The following is a 13,613-nucleotide window of genomic DNA, read 5'->3' on the forward strand; positions in this document are numbered from 1 at the left end:
AAAATGCATTTTCTCTGTCGCTCCGCCGAGCTCGCCGAAGCGCAAAGTCGTGGTTTCGATATCGATGGTCTGAAAATCCTGGCAACCCGCCGTGGCGGGCAGGTATTCGTCTATCGCAATCGCTGCCCCCATCGCGGGGTCGCCCTGGAGTGGCAGCCCGACCAGTTTCTCGATGCCAGTGCCAGTCTCATCCAGTGCGCCACCCATGGCGCGCTGTTTCTGATCGAGACCGGCGAGTGCATCGCCGGCCCTTGTGCCGGCGATGTGCTCTGCGCACTTGATTGCCATGAAGACAGCCAGGGGATCTGGCTGAACGGGTCAGCCTTCGAGTAGCACCTGCAGCGCACGATCGATGCGAATCTGCTGCGCATCAAGCCGCACGCCATACGCCAGGACTTCAACCCCATCAGCCACTGCCGCCTTCAACGCCTGCGCATACGCGACATCGATTTCGGCAGCCGGGCGCACAGCCTCGATACCGCTGAGGTTCACGCAGTACAACTGCACCGCTCGAACTCCCTGACGCGCCAGGCAACCCAACTCGCGCAGGTGCTTGGCACCACGCTGGGTAACCGCATCGGGAAAGGCCGCCACGGCCGTATCGTCAAACCCCAATGTCACGCTCTTGACCTCGACGAACGCCGGCCCCTGGGGATAATCCAGGCGAAAGTCCACCCGGCTGCCCTCTTCCCCGTAGACCACTTCCCGCTTGAGCCCTGTAAAGCCTGCAAGTTCCGTGATCAAACCGGCGTGCAGGGCTTCCTCAACCAGTGCATTGGCGCGACCGGTGTTTACGCACGCCAGGCGCCCCTGGGGGGTTTCACTGATTTCCCAGGTGCCGGGAAGCTTGCGCTTGGGGTCATTGGAGCGGCTGAACCAGACCTTGCCCCCCTCAAGCATGCAGTTGTGCATGGAGCCTGTGTTCGGGCAGTGAATAGTCATCTGCTCGCCACTGGCGAGCTCGATATCGGCCAGAAACCGCTTGTAACGGCGCAGCAAACGTCCTTCTTCGAGTAAGGGAAACTGCATCAGCCTTGCCAGCTCCGCAAACCGCGGGCAATCCGCTCTACTGCTTCCTGCAGGCGCGGCAGGCTTTGGGTGTAGGCGAAACGCACATGATGCCCAGCCAGATGCCGACCGAAATCCAGGCCCGGGGTAAAGGCGATGTGTTCGGTTTCAAGGAAGTGCCGGCAGAAGGCAAAGGCATCGCCGCCAAATGCACTGATATCGGCATACAGATAGAACGCTCCTTCCGGCTCGACCGCGATGCCGAAGCCCAGCTCGCGCAAGGCCGGCAGGAGGAAATCGCGGCGGCGCCCGAACTCGGCGCGACGCTCTTCCAGAATCACCAGCGTCTCAGGCTCGAAACAGGCCAATGCGGCGTGCTGGGCCATGCTCGGAGCGCTGATGTAGAGGTTTTGCGCAAGCTTCTCAAGCTCGGGCACCGCCGCTGGCGGTGCAACCAGCCACCCCAGGCGCCACCCGGTCATGCCGAAATACTTGGAGAAACTATTAAGGACGAATGCCTCGTCGTCGACTTCCAGCACACTGGCGGCATCCTGCCCGTAGGTCAGGCCGTGATAGATCTCGTCGACGACCAGGTGCCCATTGTGGGACCGCGTCGCTTTCGACAATCCGGCCAGCTCATCGCGGCTCAGCAGCGTGCCGGTCGGGTTGGCCGGCGAAGCCACCAGGGCGCCGACGGTGTCCTGGTCCCAGTAACGCTGGACCAGATCCTCAGTCAGCTGATAACGCACCTCGGGGCCAACCGGCACCAGTTGCGCCGCGCCTTCGACCAGCCGCAGGAAATGGCGGTTGCAAGGGTAGCCAGGATCGGCGAGCAACCAGTGCTTGCCGGGGTCGACCAACAGGCTGCTGGCCAGCAGCAAGGCACCGGAACCACCGGGGGTGATCAGGATGCGCTCGGGGTCGACATCCACGCCGTAGCGCTTGGCGTAGAAGCCGGAGATGGCCTCTCGCAACGCCGGGATACCGCGTGCCGCGGTATAACGCGTCTGGCCGCTGGCCAGCGCTGCCTGGCCGGCCGCGATAATAGGGGGCGCCGTAGTGAAGTCCGGCTCGCCAATCTCCAGGTGAATCACATCATGCCCGGCCGCCTGCAGCTCATTGGCGCGCGCCAGCAATGCCATGACATGAAAGGGTTCGATGGCGCGACTGCGCGCACTGTAGGGCTGGGCCATTAGCCTTCTCTCAATTGGGGTGTAAAATAATCATTCTACCGAACAGCTGCCGCGAACGTGTCGCTAAACGATAGGTCTACATACTTCAAGGATTACCACTATTCTGTCTGCGACGGGCAAAAAAGCGGGAGTAGCGCGGTCCGATTCGATCTGGTAAGTTCGGCGGCTCGCAGTCGCAGGGCCGACGGGTGTCGGAGATGGAGCATCCTGCGCAATGGATTAGTTGAGTGAGAGGCGGTCAATTCATGTCCACCAATACAGCCACAAAGCCTGCAAACGATAAACTGAAATCCTTCACACCTTACGTCGAAACCAAGGGTGAGGAATACATGGGCAAGCCCATGCGCGCCCACTTCACCAAGATCCTGCAGGACTGGAAGCAGGAGTTGATGGTTGGCGTCGACAAGACTGTGGATCACATGAAGGACGAGGCAGCCAACTTCCCCGACCCAGCGGACCGTGCCAGCCAGGAAGAGGAATTCAGCCTCGAACTGCGCGCCCGTGACCGCGAGCGCAAGCTGATCAAAAAGATCGACAAGACCCTGCAACTGATCGAAGACGAAGAGTACGGCTGGTGCGAATCCTGCGGTGTCGAGATCGGTATCCGCCGCCTCGAAGCCCGCCCTACCGCCGACCTGTGCGTCGACTGCAAGACCCTGGCGGAAATCAAGGAAAAGCAAGTCGGCAAATGACTTGTCAGCAACGGGGCGTTAACAACGCCCCTTTGTGTTTATGCCCCCTGCGCATTTTTGTTGTAGCCTCCCGTTGATGAAATCCCCCGCCTATATTGGTCGCTTCGCGCCCACCCCCAGTGGCTATCTGCATTTCGGCTCACTGGTTGCCGCCCTTGCCTCGTACCTTGACGCCCGCGCAGCAGGTGGTCAGTGGTTGCTGCGCATGGAAGACCTCGATCCGCCGCGCGAAGTCCCCGGTGCGCAGACCGCTATTCTGCAGACGCTGGAAAACTATGGTTTCGAGTGGGATGGCGAAGTCGTCTACCAAAGCCAACGTCATGCGGCCTATGACGAGGTCATTCAGCGCCTGTTCAACCACGGGCTCGCCTATGCCTGTACCTGCTCGCGCAAGCAACTGGAAGCCTATCAGGGGATTTACCCGGGGCTGTGCCGCAATGCCGGTCATGAACAGAAGGATGCAGCCATCCGTTTGCGTGCACCCGAACTGAGCTATCACTTCATCGACCGGGTCCAGGGTCGTTACGAACAACACCTTGGACGCGAAGTCGGCGACTTCGTGATTCGTCGCCGTGACGGCCTCTATGCCTATCAACTGGCCGTTGTCCTCGACGATGCCTGGCAGGGTGTCACCGACATCGTGCGCGGTGCCGACCTGCTCGACTCCACCCCGCGCCAGCTGTACCTGCAGGAGCTGCTGGGCCTGCCCCAACCGCGTTACTTACATGTACCGCTGATTATCCAGCCCGATGGGCATAAGCTAGGCAAATCCTACCGCTCGCCACCGCTGCACGGCCAAGCGGCAACGCCCTTGCTGCTGCGCGCGCTGAGAGCCCTGGGACAGCAGCCCGAACCCGCGCTTGCAGGCGCAAGCCCGCAGGAAGTCCTGACATGGGCAATCGCCCATTGGGATGCCAAAGCCATTCCACGAACGCCAACACTGGCCGAAGCGGACCTACACTGAGAAGGGAATTGTCGTGCAGGAAAAACCAATGGATTCAATTCTTTGAGGCAAACCAGCGAAGCCCGTTTGCAGCCTGCCCCCCATCCGTTACCATCGCCGCACCTTTTTTGCCCGTTCACACAATAATTAAGCTCAAGCACAAAGCGGTTTAACCAACGAGGCCAGCATGTATATCTATCGATTGGTCCTGCTCCTGGTAGTGGGGATATACCTGTTCTCCCCCGCCATCATGGACTGGTGGATCGAACCTACAGGTGCCTGGTATCGCCCTTACCTGCTCTGGCTGATTTTGATCGTCGTGACCTTTATCCTGCAGAGCCAACGTGATGCCGATGAGCTTTAGCCTGACCCAGATGATCCTGATCAGCGCCGCCTACCTGCTGGTGCTGTTCGGCGTGGCCTGGATCAGTGAACGAGGCATGATCCCGCGCGCGATCATCCGCCACCCCTTGACCTATACCCTGTCGCTGGGGGTGTATGCCAGCGCCTGGGCCTTCTACGGCACGGTAGGCCTGGCCTATCAGTACGGCTATGGCTTTCTGGCCTGTTACCTGGGGGTTTCCGGCGCGTTCCTGCTGGCGCCGGTGTTGCTTTATCCGATCCTCAAGATCACTCGGACCTATCAGCTGTCGTCACTGGCCGATCTGTTCGCCTTTCGCTTCCGCAGCACCTGGGCCGGCGCGCTGACGACCATTTTCATGATGGTTGGCGTATTGCCATTGCTGGCGCTGCAAATTCAGGCAGTCGCCGATTCGATCAGCATCCTCACCCGGGAGCCGGTGCAGCAACGTGTGGCCCTGAGTTTCTGCGCGCTGATCACGCTGTTCACCATTTTCTTCGGCTCGCGCCATATCGCCACCCGCGAGAAACACCAAGGGCTGGTGTTCGCCATCGCCTTCGAGTCGGTGATCAAGCTGGTGGCCCTGGGCGGCATCGGACTGTATGCGCTCTATGGCGTATTCGATGGCCCGCACCAACTGGAGCTCTGGCTGCTGCAGAACCAGACCGCGCTGGCGGCCTTGCATACCCCCCTGCAGGAAGGCCCTTGGCGGACCCTGCTGCTGGTGTTTTTCGCCTCGGCGATTGTCATGCCGCACATGTACCACATGGCCTTTACCGAGAACCTCAACCCGCGCTCGCTGGTCAGCGCCAGCTGGGGGCTGCCGTTGTTCCTGCTGCTGATGAGCCTGGCCGTCCCGCTGATTCTCTGGGCCGGCCTGAAGCTGGGCGCCACCACCAGCCCGGAGTTCTTCACCTTAGGGATAGGCATCGCCGCCAACAGCAAATCACTGGCATTGCTGGCCTATGTCGGCGGCCTTTCCGCTTCCAGCGGGCTGATCATAGTAACCACCCTGGCACTTTCCGGCATGGCGCTCAACCATCTGGTGCTACCGCTGTACCAGCCTCCGGCCGAAGGCAATATCTACCGCTGGCTGAAGTGGACTCGTCGCGCCCTGATCGTCGCCATCATCATGGCCGGCTTCGGTTTCTACCTGATGCTCGGCGCCGAGCAGGATCTGGCCAACCTGGGTATCGTCGCCTTTGTCGCAACCCTGCAATTTCTTCCCGGGGTGCTGTCGGTACTGTATTGGCCGACCGCCAACCGCCGCGGCTTCATCGCCGGCCTGCTGGCGGGGATCATCGTCTGGATGGTGACCATGCTGCTGCCACTGGTGGGCAACCTGCAGGGTTTCTACATTCCATTGCTGAACATGATCTACGTGCTCGACGACACCAGCTGGCACATGGCCGCGATCGCCTCGCTGGCCGTCAACGTACTGATGTTCACGCTGATCTCACTGTTCACCAATGCCAGCGCTGAAGAAGAAAGCGCGGCCGAAGCCTGCGCCGTCGACAACGTGCGCAGGCCGCAGCGGCGCGAACTGCATGCTGCCTCGCCCCAGGAGTTCGCCACGCAACTGGCCAAGCCGCTCGGCGCCAAGGCCGCGCAAAAAGAAGTGGAGCAAGCGCTGCGTGACCTCTACCTGCCCTTCGACGAGCGCCGCCCCTATGCCCTGCGGCGCCTGCGTGACCGGATCGAGGCAAACCTGTCCGGCTTGATGGGCCCAAGCGTTGCCCAGGACATGGTCGAAACCTTCCTGCCTTACAAATCCGGCAGCGAGAATTACGTCACTGAAGACATCCACTTCATTGAAAGCCGCCTTGAAGACTACCATTCGCGCCTGACCGGCCTTGCCGCCGAGCTCGACGCCTTGCGCCGCTACCACCGCCAGACCCTGCAGGAGCTGCCGATGGGCGTCTGCTCGCTGGCCAAGGATCAGGAGATCCTGATGTGGAACAAGGCCATGGAAGAGTTGACCGGGATTGCCGCGCAGCGCGTCGTCGGCTCGCGCCTGATGTCCATTGGCGAACCCTGGCGCAGCTTGCTGCTGGGCTTCATCAATGTGCCGGACGAGCATTTGCACAAGCAACGCCTTGGCCTCGACGGGCAAACCCGCTGGCTCAACCTGCACAAGGCGGCCATCGATGAGCCCCTGGCGCCGGGCAACAGCGGCCTGGTGGTACTGGTCGAAGACTTGACCGAAACCCAGATGCTGGAAGACAAGCTGGTTCACTCCGAACGCCTGGCCAGTATCGGCCGCCTGGCCGCCGGGGTTGCCCACGAGATCGGCAACCCGGTCACCGGGATCGCCTGCCTTGCGCAGAACCTGCGAGAGGAACGCGAAGAAGATGGCGAAATCACGGAACTCAGCAGCCAGATCCTTGAACAGACCAAACGTATTTCGCGTATCGTCCAGTCGCTGATGAGTTTTGCCCATGCCGGCAGCCATCAACAGACCGACGAACCGGTTTGCCTGGCGGAAGTCGCGCAGGATGCCATTGGCCTGCTAGCCCTGAACCGGCGCAATTTCGAAGTGCAGTTCTTCAACCTGTGCGACCCGAATCACTGGGTCGAGGGCGACCCGCAACGCCTGGCCCAGGTGCTGATCAACCTGCTGTCCAACGCCCGCGATGCGTCGCCGGCCGGCAGCAAGGTCCGGGTCAAGAGCGAGGCAAGCGAGCACACCGTCGACCTGATCGTCGAGGACGAAGGCAGCGGGATTCCCAAGAACATCATGGACAGGCTATTCGAGCCATTCTTCACGACCAAGGACCCGGGCGAAGGGACTGGACTGGGGCTCGCTCTGGTCTATTCCATCGTTGAAGAGCATTATGGACAAATCACCATCGACAGCCCGGCCGATATCGAAAGCCAGCGCGGCACCCGGATAAGGGTCACCTTACCTCGCCATGTCGTAGCGACGTCCGCTGTGAACTGAGACCGTCGAGAGAATTGAATCAATGCCGCATATTCTGATCGTCGAAGACGAAACCATTATTCGCTCAGCCCTGCGTCGCCTGCTCGAACGCAACCAGTACCAGGTCAGCGAAGCGGGCTCGGTACAGGAAGCCCAGGAACGCTTCAGTATTCCGACGTTCGACCTGATCGTCAGCGACCTGCGCCTGCCCGGCGCTCCAGGCACCGAACTGATCAAACTGGGCCAGGGCACACCCGTCCTGATCATGACCAGTTATGCCAGCCTGCGCTCGGCGGTCGACTCGATGAAAATGGGTGCGGTGGACTACATCGCCAAGCCCTTCGATCACGACGAGATGCTCCAGGCTGTGGCGCGTATCCTGCGCGATCGCCAGTCCACGCCGGCACCACTCGCCGAACGCGGTAACGGCAAAGGCAACGGCGCGGCTGAAAAGTCAGCCGACAGCGCCAACGGCGAGATCGGCATTATCGGCAGCTGCCCGCCCATGCAGGATCTCTATGGCAAGATTCGCAAGGTCGCACCCACCGATTCCAACGTGCTGATCCAGGGCGAGTCCGGCACCGGCAAGGAACTGGTGGCGCGCGCCCTGCACAATCTGTCCAGGCGGGCCAAGGCCCCGATGATTTCGGTGAACTGCGCAGCCATTCCGGAAACCCTGATCGAGTCGGAACTGTTCGGCCACGAAAAAGGGGCGTTCACCGGCGCCAGCGCCGGTCGTGCCGGATTGGTAGAAGCCGCGGACGGTGGCACCCTGTTCCTCGACGAGATCGGCGAATTGCCGCTTGAGGCCCAGGCGCGCTTGTTGCGCGTCCTGCAGGAAGGCGAAATCCGTCGGGTCGGCTCGGTCCAGTCGCAGAAGGTCGATGTCCGCCTGATCGCCGCCACCCACCGCGACCTCAAGAGCCTGGCCAAGGTCGGCCAGTTCCGTGAGGACTTGTACTACCGCCTCCACGTCATCGCCTTGAAACTGCCTGCCCTGCGCGAGCGTGGCGCCGACGTCAACGAGATTGCCAACGCCTTCCTCGCCAGGCAAAGCGCACGCATCGGCAGAAACGACCTGAAATTTGCTGCCGATGCCGAACAGGCCATCCGCCACTACTCCTGGCCGGGTAACGTGCGCGAACTGGAAAACGCAGTGGAACGCGCAGTCATCCTGTGCGAGAGCCCGGAGATTTCTGCAGAACTGCTGGGTATCGACATCGAGCTGGGAGACCTGGAGGACGACGACGCTTTTGCCAGCCTGCCTTCGCAACAGAATGGCACCAGCAATACCAGCCATGAGCCGACAGAAGACCTGTCACTGGAAGACTACTTCCAGCACTTCGTTCTCGAGCACCAGGACCACATGACCGAGACCGAGCTGGCACGCAAGCTCGGCGTCAGCCGCAAGTGCTTGTGGGAACGCCGCCAACGCCTGGGCATCCCACGCCGCAAGACCGGCGCCATCAGCGAAGGATGAGCCGTTCAAGCGTTTGGGCAACGGTTAACACAAGGGCGCGCGGGTAACGCGCCCGATTGAGCACAAACTGTTACCCAGTCCACATCGCGTAACAAAAGCCGGGGTTTACGGTAACGAAACCCCGGTTTTTTTTGGCCTGCTTTTTCGCCCTGATGCCTGCAACCCCTTGTTTTTAAAGGGCCAGAAAAAGTTGGCACGGCTTCTGCTATATGTTTGGTACAAGAACAATAACAAGCAATGCAAAAGACAATAAAAATAAGACGAATCGACTCACGCACAATAAAAACAACACGGCGGAGGCGCAGCTAACTGATTCTTTTGGCGACGAGTTGTACTTGGGGCTTGCCCCGCAACCAGGCAGAGAACAACAAAAAACTGCACTAAAGCAGGGCCTGAACTGGTTGGATCGAGAGATCATTGCAACGTCAGCGATCAAAGCAATCCGTTTGCTCTTGGCTCCCGATTGGGAGGTCGTCACAAGTGAAAAGCTTTGTGACAGGGCGCTAAACAAAAACAAAAAGCCCAACGAAAAATAAAAATAGAGCACGCAACTACTTCTGGGGGAGCTTCGGCTCCCCTTGTAGTTTCTGCCAGAAACTGCTCCAGAAAAAAAAGACAGCCTCTGAAAAAAGCCCTCTGCAACGCCCCTCTCCGCTGCGTCCTACACCATCCCCCGACTAAATGCTAGAATCCCCGCCCATCATGCGGTCATTCTTCGATTTGGCCGAACATTCCTTCAAACAGTGCATCCCATGCTGAAGAAGCTGTTCCAGTCTTTACGTCCTCCCGTGCGTCGTGTGCAGCACCAGCGCACCACGCCAGAAGTACTCAATAGCGGTCAACACTCGCTACAACGCGGCCAATTCAGCCGCCACGCAGTGGGCATCGTCGAACGCCTGCAAAATGCCGGCTATCAAGCCTATCTGGTCGGTGGTTGCGTACGCGACATGTTGCTTGGCATCACGCCCAAGGATTTCGACGTCGCCACCAGCGCCACCCCCGAACAAGTGCGCGCCGAATTTCGCAATGCCCGGGTAATCGGTCGGCGGTTCAAGCTGGTTCACGTGCATTTCGGCCGTGAAATCATCGAAGTCGCTACTTTTCGCGCCCATCACCCGCAAGACGAAGAGGAAAACAGCAATCAGTCCTCTCGCAACGAAAGCGGACGCATCCTGCGCGACAACGTCTACGGCACTCTGGAAGACGACGCCCAACGCCGCGACTTCACGATCAACGCCCTGTATTACGACCCGGTCAGCGAGCGCATCCTCGATTACGCCAATGGCGTGCACGACATTCGCAACCGCCTGATCCGCCTGATCGGCGACCCTCAGCAACGCTACCAGGAAGACCCGGTGCGCATGCTGCGTGCCGTACGTTTTGCCGCCAAACTCGATTTCGGCATCGAAAAGCATTCGGCCCTTCCGATCAAGCCAATGGCTCAACTGCTGCGCGAGATCCCTTCGGCACGACTGTTCGAAGAGACATTGAAGCTGTTCCTTTCGGGCCACGCCGCCGACACCTTCGAGATGCTGGTCGACCTGGAGCTGTTCGAGCCACTGTTCCCGGCAAGTAACGAAGCGCTTGAAGAACATCCGACCTACACCCATACCTTGATCAGCGAAGCCCTGATCAACACTGACTTGCGCATCAAGCAAGGCAAGCCCGTGACTCCAGCGTTCCTGTTCGCCGCCCTCCTCTGGCCGGCGCTGCCAGCTCGGGTACTGCGCCTGCAGAGCCGTGGCATGCCGCCGATTCCAGCCATGCAGGAAGCCGCGCACGAACTGATCAGCGAACAATGCCAACGGATCGCGATTCCCAAGCGCTTCACCATGCCTATCCGCGAGATCTGGGACATGCAGGAGCGCCTGCCTCGCCGCAGCGGCAAGCGTGCCGACCAGTTGCTCGACAACCCGCGCTTCCGCGCCGGGTACGATTTTCTGCTGTTGCGCGAAAGCGCAGGTGAAGAAACCGACGGTCTGGGCGAGTGGTGGACCGATTATCAGGAGTGCAATGAAAGCGAACGCCGCGACATGATTCGCGAGCTCGGCGGCAGGGATGAGAGCGGGGCAGCTCCGCGCAAGCGCCGGCGCAGTGGCACCAAGCGCAAACGCGACGCCTCGAGCGCAGCAGGCGAGTAAGCATGGAACGCGTTTACATCGGACTGGGCAGCAACCTGGCTGACCCACAGGAACAATTGCGCAATGCCGTGCAGGCGCTCGGGCTGCTGCCCGATACGACGCTTGTGCGCGTTTCCTCGTTTTATGCCAGCGACTCCCTGCTGCCCGGCCAGCCACGCTATACCAATGCCGTTGCGGCACTGGACACAGCCCTGGCACCGTTGGACCTGCTCGATGCGCTACAGGCAATCGAGACCGATCAGGGCCGCGAGCGCAAGGAGCGCTGGGGGCCGCGCACGTTGGACCTGGATATCCTCCTGTTCGGCGATCGCCTGATCGACGAACCGCGCCTCAAAGTCCCACATTATCATATGCAGGCGCGCCCCTTCGTGCTGCACCCCCTGGCCGAGCTGGTACACCACAGCCTGCAACTGGCCGACGGCCGTCTGTTCAGCGACTTGCTGGCCGATTGCCCCTTCGAAGGGCTCGAACGCCTGTAGCCCTTCCCCGTCCACTCGGTAACGCCCGTAACACTGCATCAGTAACATTGCAGTAACACGGGCAATTGACTTAACGCCCCCTCCTCACGACTATAGGCGTCCCGTTGCTCTGAACCGACGCAAAACGGCGCGAACCCTTTTGGAACAGGTCGCTTTTAAAACAGCACGGCAGATGAAATTCTGTTCCAAGCATTGAATCACGCACGTTGAACGCAGTAGTTTTCACAGCGCCTGACCGAGGACACCTTTTCATGCCAGACATTACCCTGACCACCCTGCAGAGCCTGAAGCTCAAGGGTGAGAAAATAACCATGCTGACCTGCTATGACGCGACTTTCGCGCAAGCTGCCAGCCAGGCCGGTGTTGAAGTCCTGCTCGTGGGCGACTCCCTGGGCATGGTCCTGCAGGGGCACGACAGCACGCTGCCGGTGACCACGGCCGAGATGGCCTACCACGTTGCCAGCGTAAAACGCGGCAACGAGGGCGCACTGATCCTCGCCGACCTGCCGTTCATGGCTTACGCCACCACTGACCAGGCCTTCGTCAACAGTGCCACGCTGATGCAGGCAGGCGCACACATGGTCAAAATCGAAGGCGCCGCCTGGCTGGCCGAGACCGTTCGTCTGCTCGCCGAACGGGGCATCCCGGTTTGCGCGCATATGGGGCTGACCCCTCAGGCAGTCAATATCCTCGGCGGCTACAAGGTCCAGGGTCGTCAGGAAGCCCAGGCCCGGCAAATGCGCGCCGACGCCATCGCCCTGGAACAGGCTGGCGCCGCAATGCTGTTGCTCGAATGCGTGCCGAGCGAACTGGCCGCCGAAATCACCCAGGCCGTGAAGATTCCGGTCATCGGCATTGGCGCCGGCAGCGCCGCGGACGGTCAGGTATTGGTTTTGCACGACATGCTCGGCCTTTCGCTGAGCGGTCGCGTACCGAAGTTCGTGAAGAACTTCATGGCTGGTCAAGCCGACATCCCGAGTGCGCTCCGCGCCTATGTGAATGAAGTCAAGGCTGTGACCTTCCCCGGCATCGAACATGGATTCAGCGCATGAACACCGTCAAAACCGTCCGTGAACTGCGCGCAGCGGTTGCCCGCGCCCGCAGCGAAGGCAAGCGCATTGGTTTCGTCCCGACCATGGGCAATCTGCACAGCGGCCATGCGGCCCTTGTTGCCAAGGCAGCCCAGCGGGTGGATTTCGTGGTGGCCAGCATTTTCGTCAACCCGCTGCAGTTCGGCCCCTCCGAAGACCTCGATAAATACCCGCGCACCCTCGCCGCCGACCAGGAAAAACTGCTGCAGGCCGGTTGCCATTTGTTGTTCGCCCCAACGGTCGAGGAAATGTATCCCGACGGCATGGGCGTACAGACCCGCGTCAGCGTGCCGCAGCTTTCCGAAGGCCTTTGTGGTGCGAGTCGCCCCGGGCACTTCGAAGGCGTTGCGACCGTGGTCGCCAAACTGTTCAACATGGTCCAGCCAGACCTGGCCGTCTTCGGTCAGAAAGACTTCCAGCAACTGGCGGTGATCCGCTCGCTGGTTCGCGACCTGAACATGCCGATCCAGATCATCGGCGAGCCGACCGTGCGTGCCGAAGACGGCCTGGCACTGTCCTCGCGCAACGGTTATCTCACCGAAGAGCAGCGCGCCATTGCACCGGCCCTGTATCGCACCCTGAGTTCGATGGCCAACGCCATTCGCACCGGTGAGCGCGACTTCGGCAAGCTCGTGCAATCAGGCTTGGAACAGATCAGCGCAGGCGGGTTTCGCCCGGACTACCTGGAGATCCGCCACGCCCTCAACTTGCGCCCGGCAACCGCCGAAGACCGCGACGTGGTGATTCTGGCGGCAGCCTATCTGGGCGCCACCCGGTTGATCGACAACCTGCACCTGAATCTCGACGAACACGCCTGAAACCCTAATTGCCCGGGCTTCGAGCTTCGGGCACACTGCCGCCGCCCCCGGGGTTCAGGAACGTTCCGAACCCCTGAGTGAAGACCTGTCAGAGGAAGCACCCATGCACGCCATCATGCTCAAGGCCAAGCTGCATCGCGCAGAAGTCACCCACGCCGTACTCGACTACGAAGGCTCCTGCGCCATCGATGGGACGTGGCTGGACCTGGCAGGCATTCGCGAGTACGAGCAAATCCAGATCTATAACGTCGACAACGGCGAACGCTTCACCACCTACGCCATTCGTGGCGAAGAAGGCTCGCGCATGATCTCCGTCAACGGCGCAGCAGCCCACAAAGCCAAGGTCGGCGACCGGGTCATCATTTGTGCCTACGCGCACTTCAGCGAAGCTGAGCTGCTCAACTTCAAGCCGAGCATGCTGTACATGGCCCCTGGCAATGAATTGAGCCACACCAGCAATGCCATTCCGGTGCAAGTCGCCTGATCG

14 protein-coding genes are annotated in these 13,613 nt (G+C 60.6%); 12 read left to right on the forward strand and 2 right to left on the reverse strand.

Annotated elements, in window-relative coordinates; all coding sequences use genetic code 11:
• Positions 1-3 precede the first annotated feature (3 nt).
• The gene (locus tag F2S13_RS21295; protein WP_166364466.1) at positions 4-333 is read left to right on the forward strand and encodes a Rieske (2Fe-2S) protein; all 330 of its coding nucleotides are present in this window, start codon (positions 4-6) and stop codon (positions 331-333) included.
• Here F2S13_RS21295 and sfsA read toward each other — a convergent pair.
• Both sfsA and F2S13_RS21305 read right to left on the reverse strand, forming a co-directional pair.
• A complete protein-coding gene (sfsA, locus tag F2S13_RS21300; protein ID WP_166364467.1) occupies positions 319-1,029 on the reverse strand; it encodes a DNA/RNA nuclease SfsA in 711 nt (236 codons plus the stop codon). The genes F2S13_RS21295 and sfsA overlap by 15 nt on opposite strands.
• Positions 1,029-2,201 carry a pyridoxal phosphate-dependent aminotransferase gene (locus F2S13_RS21305; RefSeq protein WP_166364468.1) on the reverse strand — a complete coding sequence of 391 codons (1,173 nt, stop codon included), beginning with the start codon at positions 2,199-2,201 and terminating at the stop codon, positions 1,029-1,031. Before F2S13_RS21305 ends, sfsA begins: the two co-directional genes overlap by 1 nt.
• A 245-nt stretch (positions 2,202-2,446) precedes the next feature.
• Between F2S13_RS21305 and dksA the strand changes: the two genes are divergently transcribed.
• The 11 genes from dksA to panD all read left to right on the forward strand — a co-directional run bounded on the left by dksA (position 2,447) and on the right by panD (position 13,610).
• Entirely contained in the window at positions 2,447-2,893 is a 447-nt protein-coding gene (gene dksA / locus F2S13_RS21310) for an RNA polymerase-binding protein DksA (RefSeq protein ID WP_166364469.1), read from the forward strand.
• A gap of 76 nt (positions 2,894-2,969) precedes the next feature.
• Positions 2,970-3,857: a tRNA glutamyl-Q(34) synthetase GluQRS gene (gene gluQRS, locus F2S13_RS21315; protein WP_166364470.1), complete on the forward strand. Its 888-nt coding sequence runs from the start codon at positions 2,970-2,972 to the stop codon at positions 3,855-3,857.
• A 166-nt stretch (positions 3,858-4,023) separates the two neighbouring features.
• Positions 4,024-4,200 carry a hypothetical protein gene (locus F2S13_RS21320; protein WP_003250005.1) on the forward strand — a complete coding sequence of 59 codons (177 nt, stop codon included), beginning with the start codon at positions 4,024-4,026 and terminating at the stop codon, positions 4,198-4,200.
• The gene (locus tag F2S13_RS21325; protein ID WP_166364471.1) at positions 4,184-7,138 is read left to right on the forward strand and encodes a sensor histidine kinase; all 2,955 of its coding nucleotides are present in this window, start codon (positions 4,184-4,186) and stop codon (positions 7,136-7,138) included. The genes F2S13_RS21320 and F2S13_RS21325 overlap by 17 nt, the downstream gene beginning before the upstream one ends.
• Before the next feature lie 22 nt (positions 7,139-7,160).
• Positions 7,161-8,597 (forward strand): sigma-54-dependent transcriptional regulator, encoded by a 1,437-nt coding sequence (locus F2S13_RS21330; RefSeq protein ID WP_166364472.1) that lies wholly within the window; start codon positions 7,161-7,163, stop codon positions 8,595-8,597.
• 209 nt (positions 8,598-8,806) lie between these two features.
• Positions 8,807-9,133: a hypothetical protein gene (locus F2S13_RS21335; protein WP_166364455.1), complete on the forward strand. Its 327-nt coding sequence runs from the start codon at positions 8,807-8,809 to the stop codon at positions 9,131-9,133.
• 216 nt (positions 9,134-9,349) lie between these two features.
• Entirely contained in the window at positions 9,350-10,738 is a 1,389-nt protein-coding gene (locus F2S13_RS21340; RefSeq protein ID WP_166364473.1) for a polynucleotide adenylyltransferase PcnB, read from the forward strand.
• A gap of 2 nt (positions 10,739-10,740) precedes the next feature.
• Positions 10,741-11,217 (forward strand): 2-amino-4-hydroxy-6-hydroxymethyldihydropteridine diphosphokinase, encoded by a 477-nt coding sequence (folK, locus tag F2S13_RS21345; protein WP_166364475.1) that lies wholly within the window; start codon positions 10,741-10,743, stop codon positions 11,215-11,217.
• A 251-nt stretch (positions 11,218-11,468) separates the two neighbouring features.
• On the forward strand, positions 11,469-12,269 hold the full coding sequence (panB, locus tag F2S13_RS21350) for a 3-methyl-2-oxobutanoate hydroxymethyltransferase (RefSeq protein WP_166364476.1): 801 nt from the start codon (positions 11,469-11,471) through the stop codon (positions 12,267-12,269).
• Positions 12,266-13,126 (forward strand): pantoate--beta-alanine ligase, encoded by an 861-nt coding sequence (gene panC, locus F2S13_RS21355; protein ID WP_166364478.1) that lies wholly within the window; start codon positions 12,266-12,268, stop codon positions 13,124-13,126. The genes panB and panC overlap by 4 nt, the downstream gene beginning before the upstream one ends.
• A gap of 103 nt (positions 13,127-13,229) precedes the next feature.
• Positions 13,230-13,610 (forward strand): aspartate 1-decarboxylase, encoded by a 381-nt coding sequence (gene panD, locus F2S13_RS21360; protein WP_166364480.1) that lies wholly within the window; start codon positions 13,230-13,232, stop codon positions 13,608-13,610.
• The last annotated feature ends 3 nt before the right edge of the window (positions 13,611-13,613 follow it).

This window comes from Pseudomonas akapageensis, from assembly GCF_011355085.1.
GTDB classification, from domain to species: domain Bacteria; phylum Pseudomonadota; class Gammaproteobacteria; order Pseudomonadales; family Pseudomonadaceae; genus Aquipseudomonas; species Aquipseudomonas akapageensis.

Excerpts from the sequence above, each read along its gene's own strand:
- panD (WP_166364480.1), top strand. The coding sequence starts at position 13,230 with ATGCACGCCATCATGCTCAAGGCCAAGCTGCATCGCGCAGAAGTCACC.
- sfsA (WP_166364467.1), bottom strand. The coding sequence starts at position 1,029 with ATGCAGTTTCCCTTACTCGAAGAAGGACGTTTGCTGCGCCGTTACAAG.
- dksA (WP_166364469.1), top strand. The coding sequence starts at position 2,447 with ATGTCCACCAATACAGCCACAAAGCCTGCAAACGATAAACTGAAATCC.
- panC (WP_166364478.1), top strand. The coding sequence starts at position 12,266 with ATGAACACCGTCAAAACCGTCCGTGAACTGCGCGCAGCGGTTGCCCGC.
- F2S13_RS21340 (WP_166364473.1), top strand. The coding sequence starts at position 9,350 with ATGCTGAAGAAGCTGTTCCAGTCTTTACGTCCTCCCGTGCGTCGTGTG.
- F2S13_RS21320 (WP_003250005.1), top strand. The coding sequence starts at position 4,024 with ATGTATATCTATCGATTGGTCCTGCTCCTGGTAGTGGGGATATACCTG.
- panB (WP_166364476.1), top strand. The coding sequence starts at position 11,469 with ATGCCAGACATTACCCTGACCACCCTGCAGAGCCTGAAGCTCAAGGGT.
- F2S13_RS21335 (WP_166364455.1), top strand. The coding sequence starts at position 8,807 with ATGTTTGGTACAAGAACAATAACAAGCAATGCAAAAGACAATAAAAAT.
- gluQRS (WP_166364470.1), top strand. The coding sequence starts at position 2,970 with ATGAAATCCCCCGCCTATATTGGTCGCTTCGCGCCCACCCCCAGTGGC.
- F2S13_RS21305 (WP_166364468.1), bottom strand. The coding sequence starts at position 2,201 with ATGGCCCAGCCCTACAGTGCGCGCAGTCGCGCCATCGAACCCTTTCAT.
- F2S13_RS21295 (WP_166364466.1), top strand. The coding sequence starts at position 4 with ATGCATTTTCTCTGTCGCTCCGCCGAGCTCGCCGAAGCGCAAAGTCGT.
- F2S13_RS21325 (WP_166364471.1), top strand. The coding sequence starts at position 4,184 with ATGCCGATGAGCTTTAGCCTGACCCAGATGATCCTGATCAGCGCCGCC.
- folK (WP_166364475.1), top strand. The coding sequence starts at position 10,741 with ATGGAACGCGTTTACATCGGACTGGGCAGCAACCTGGCTGACCCACAG.
- F2S13_RS21330 (WP_166364472.1), top strand. The coding sequence starts at position 7,161 with ATGCCGCATATTCTGATCGTCGAAGACGAAACCATTATTCGCTCAGCC.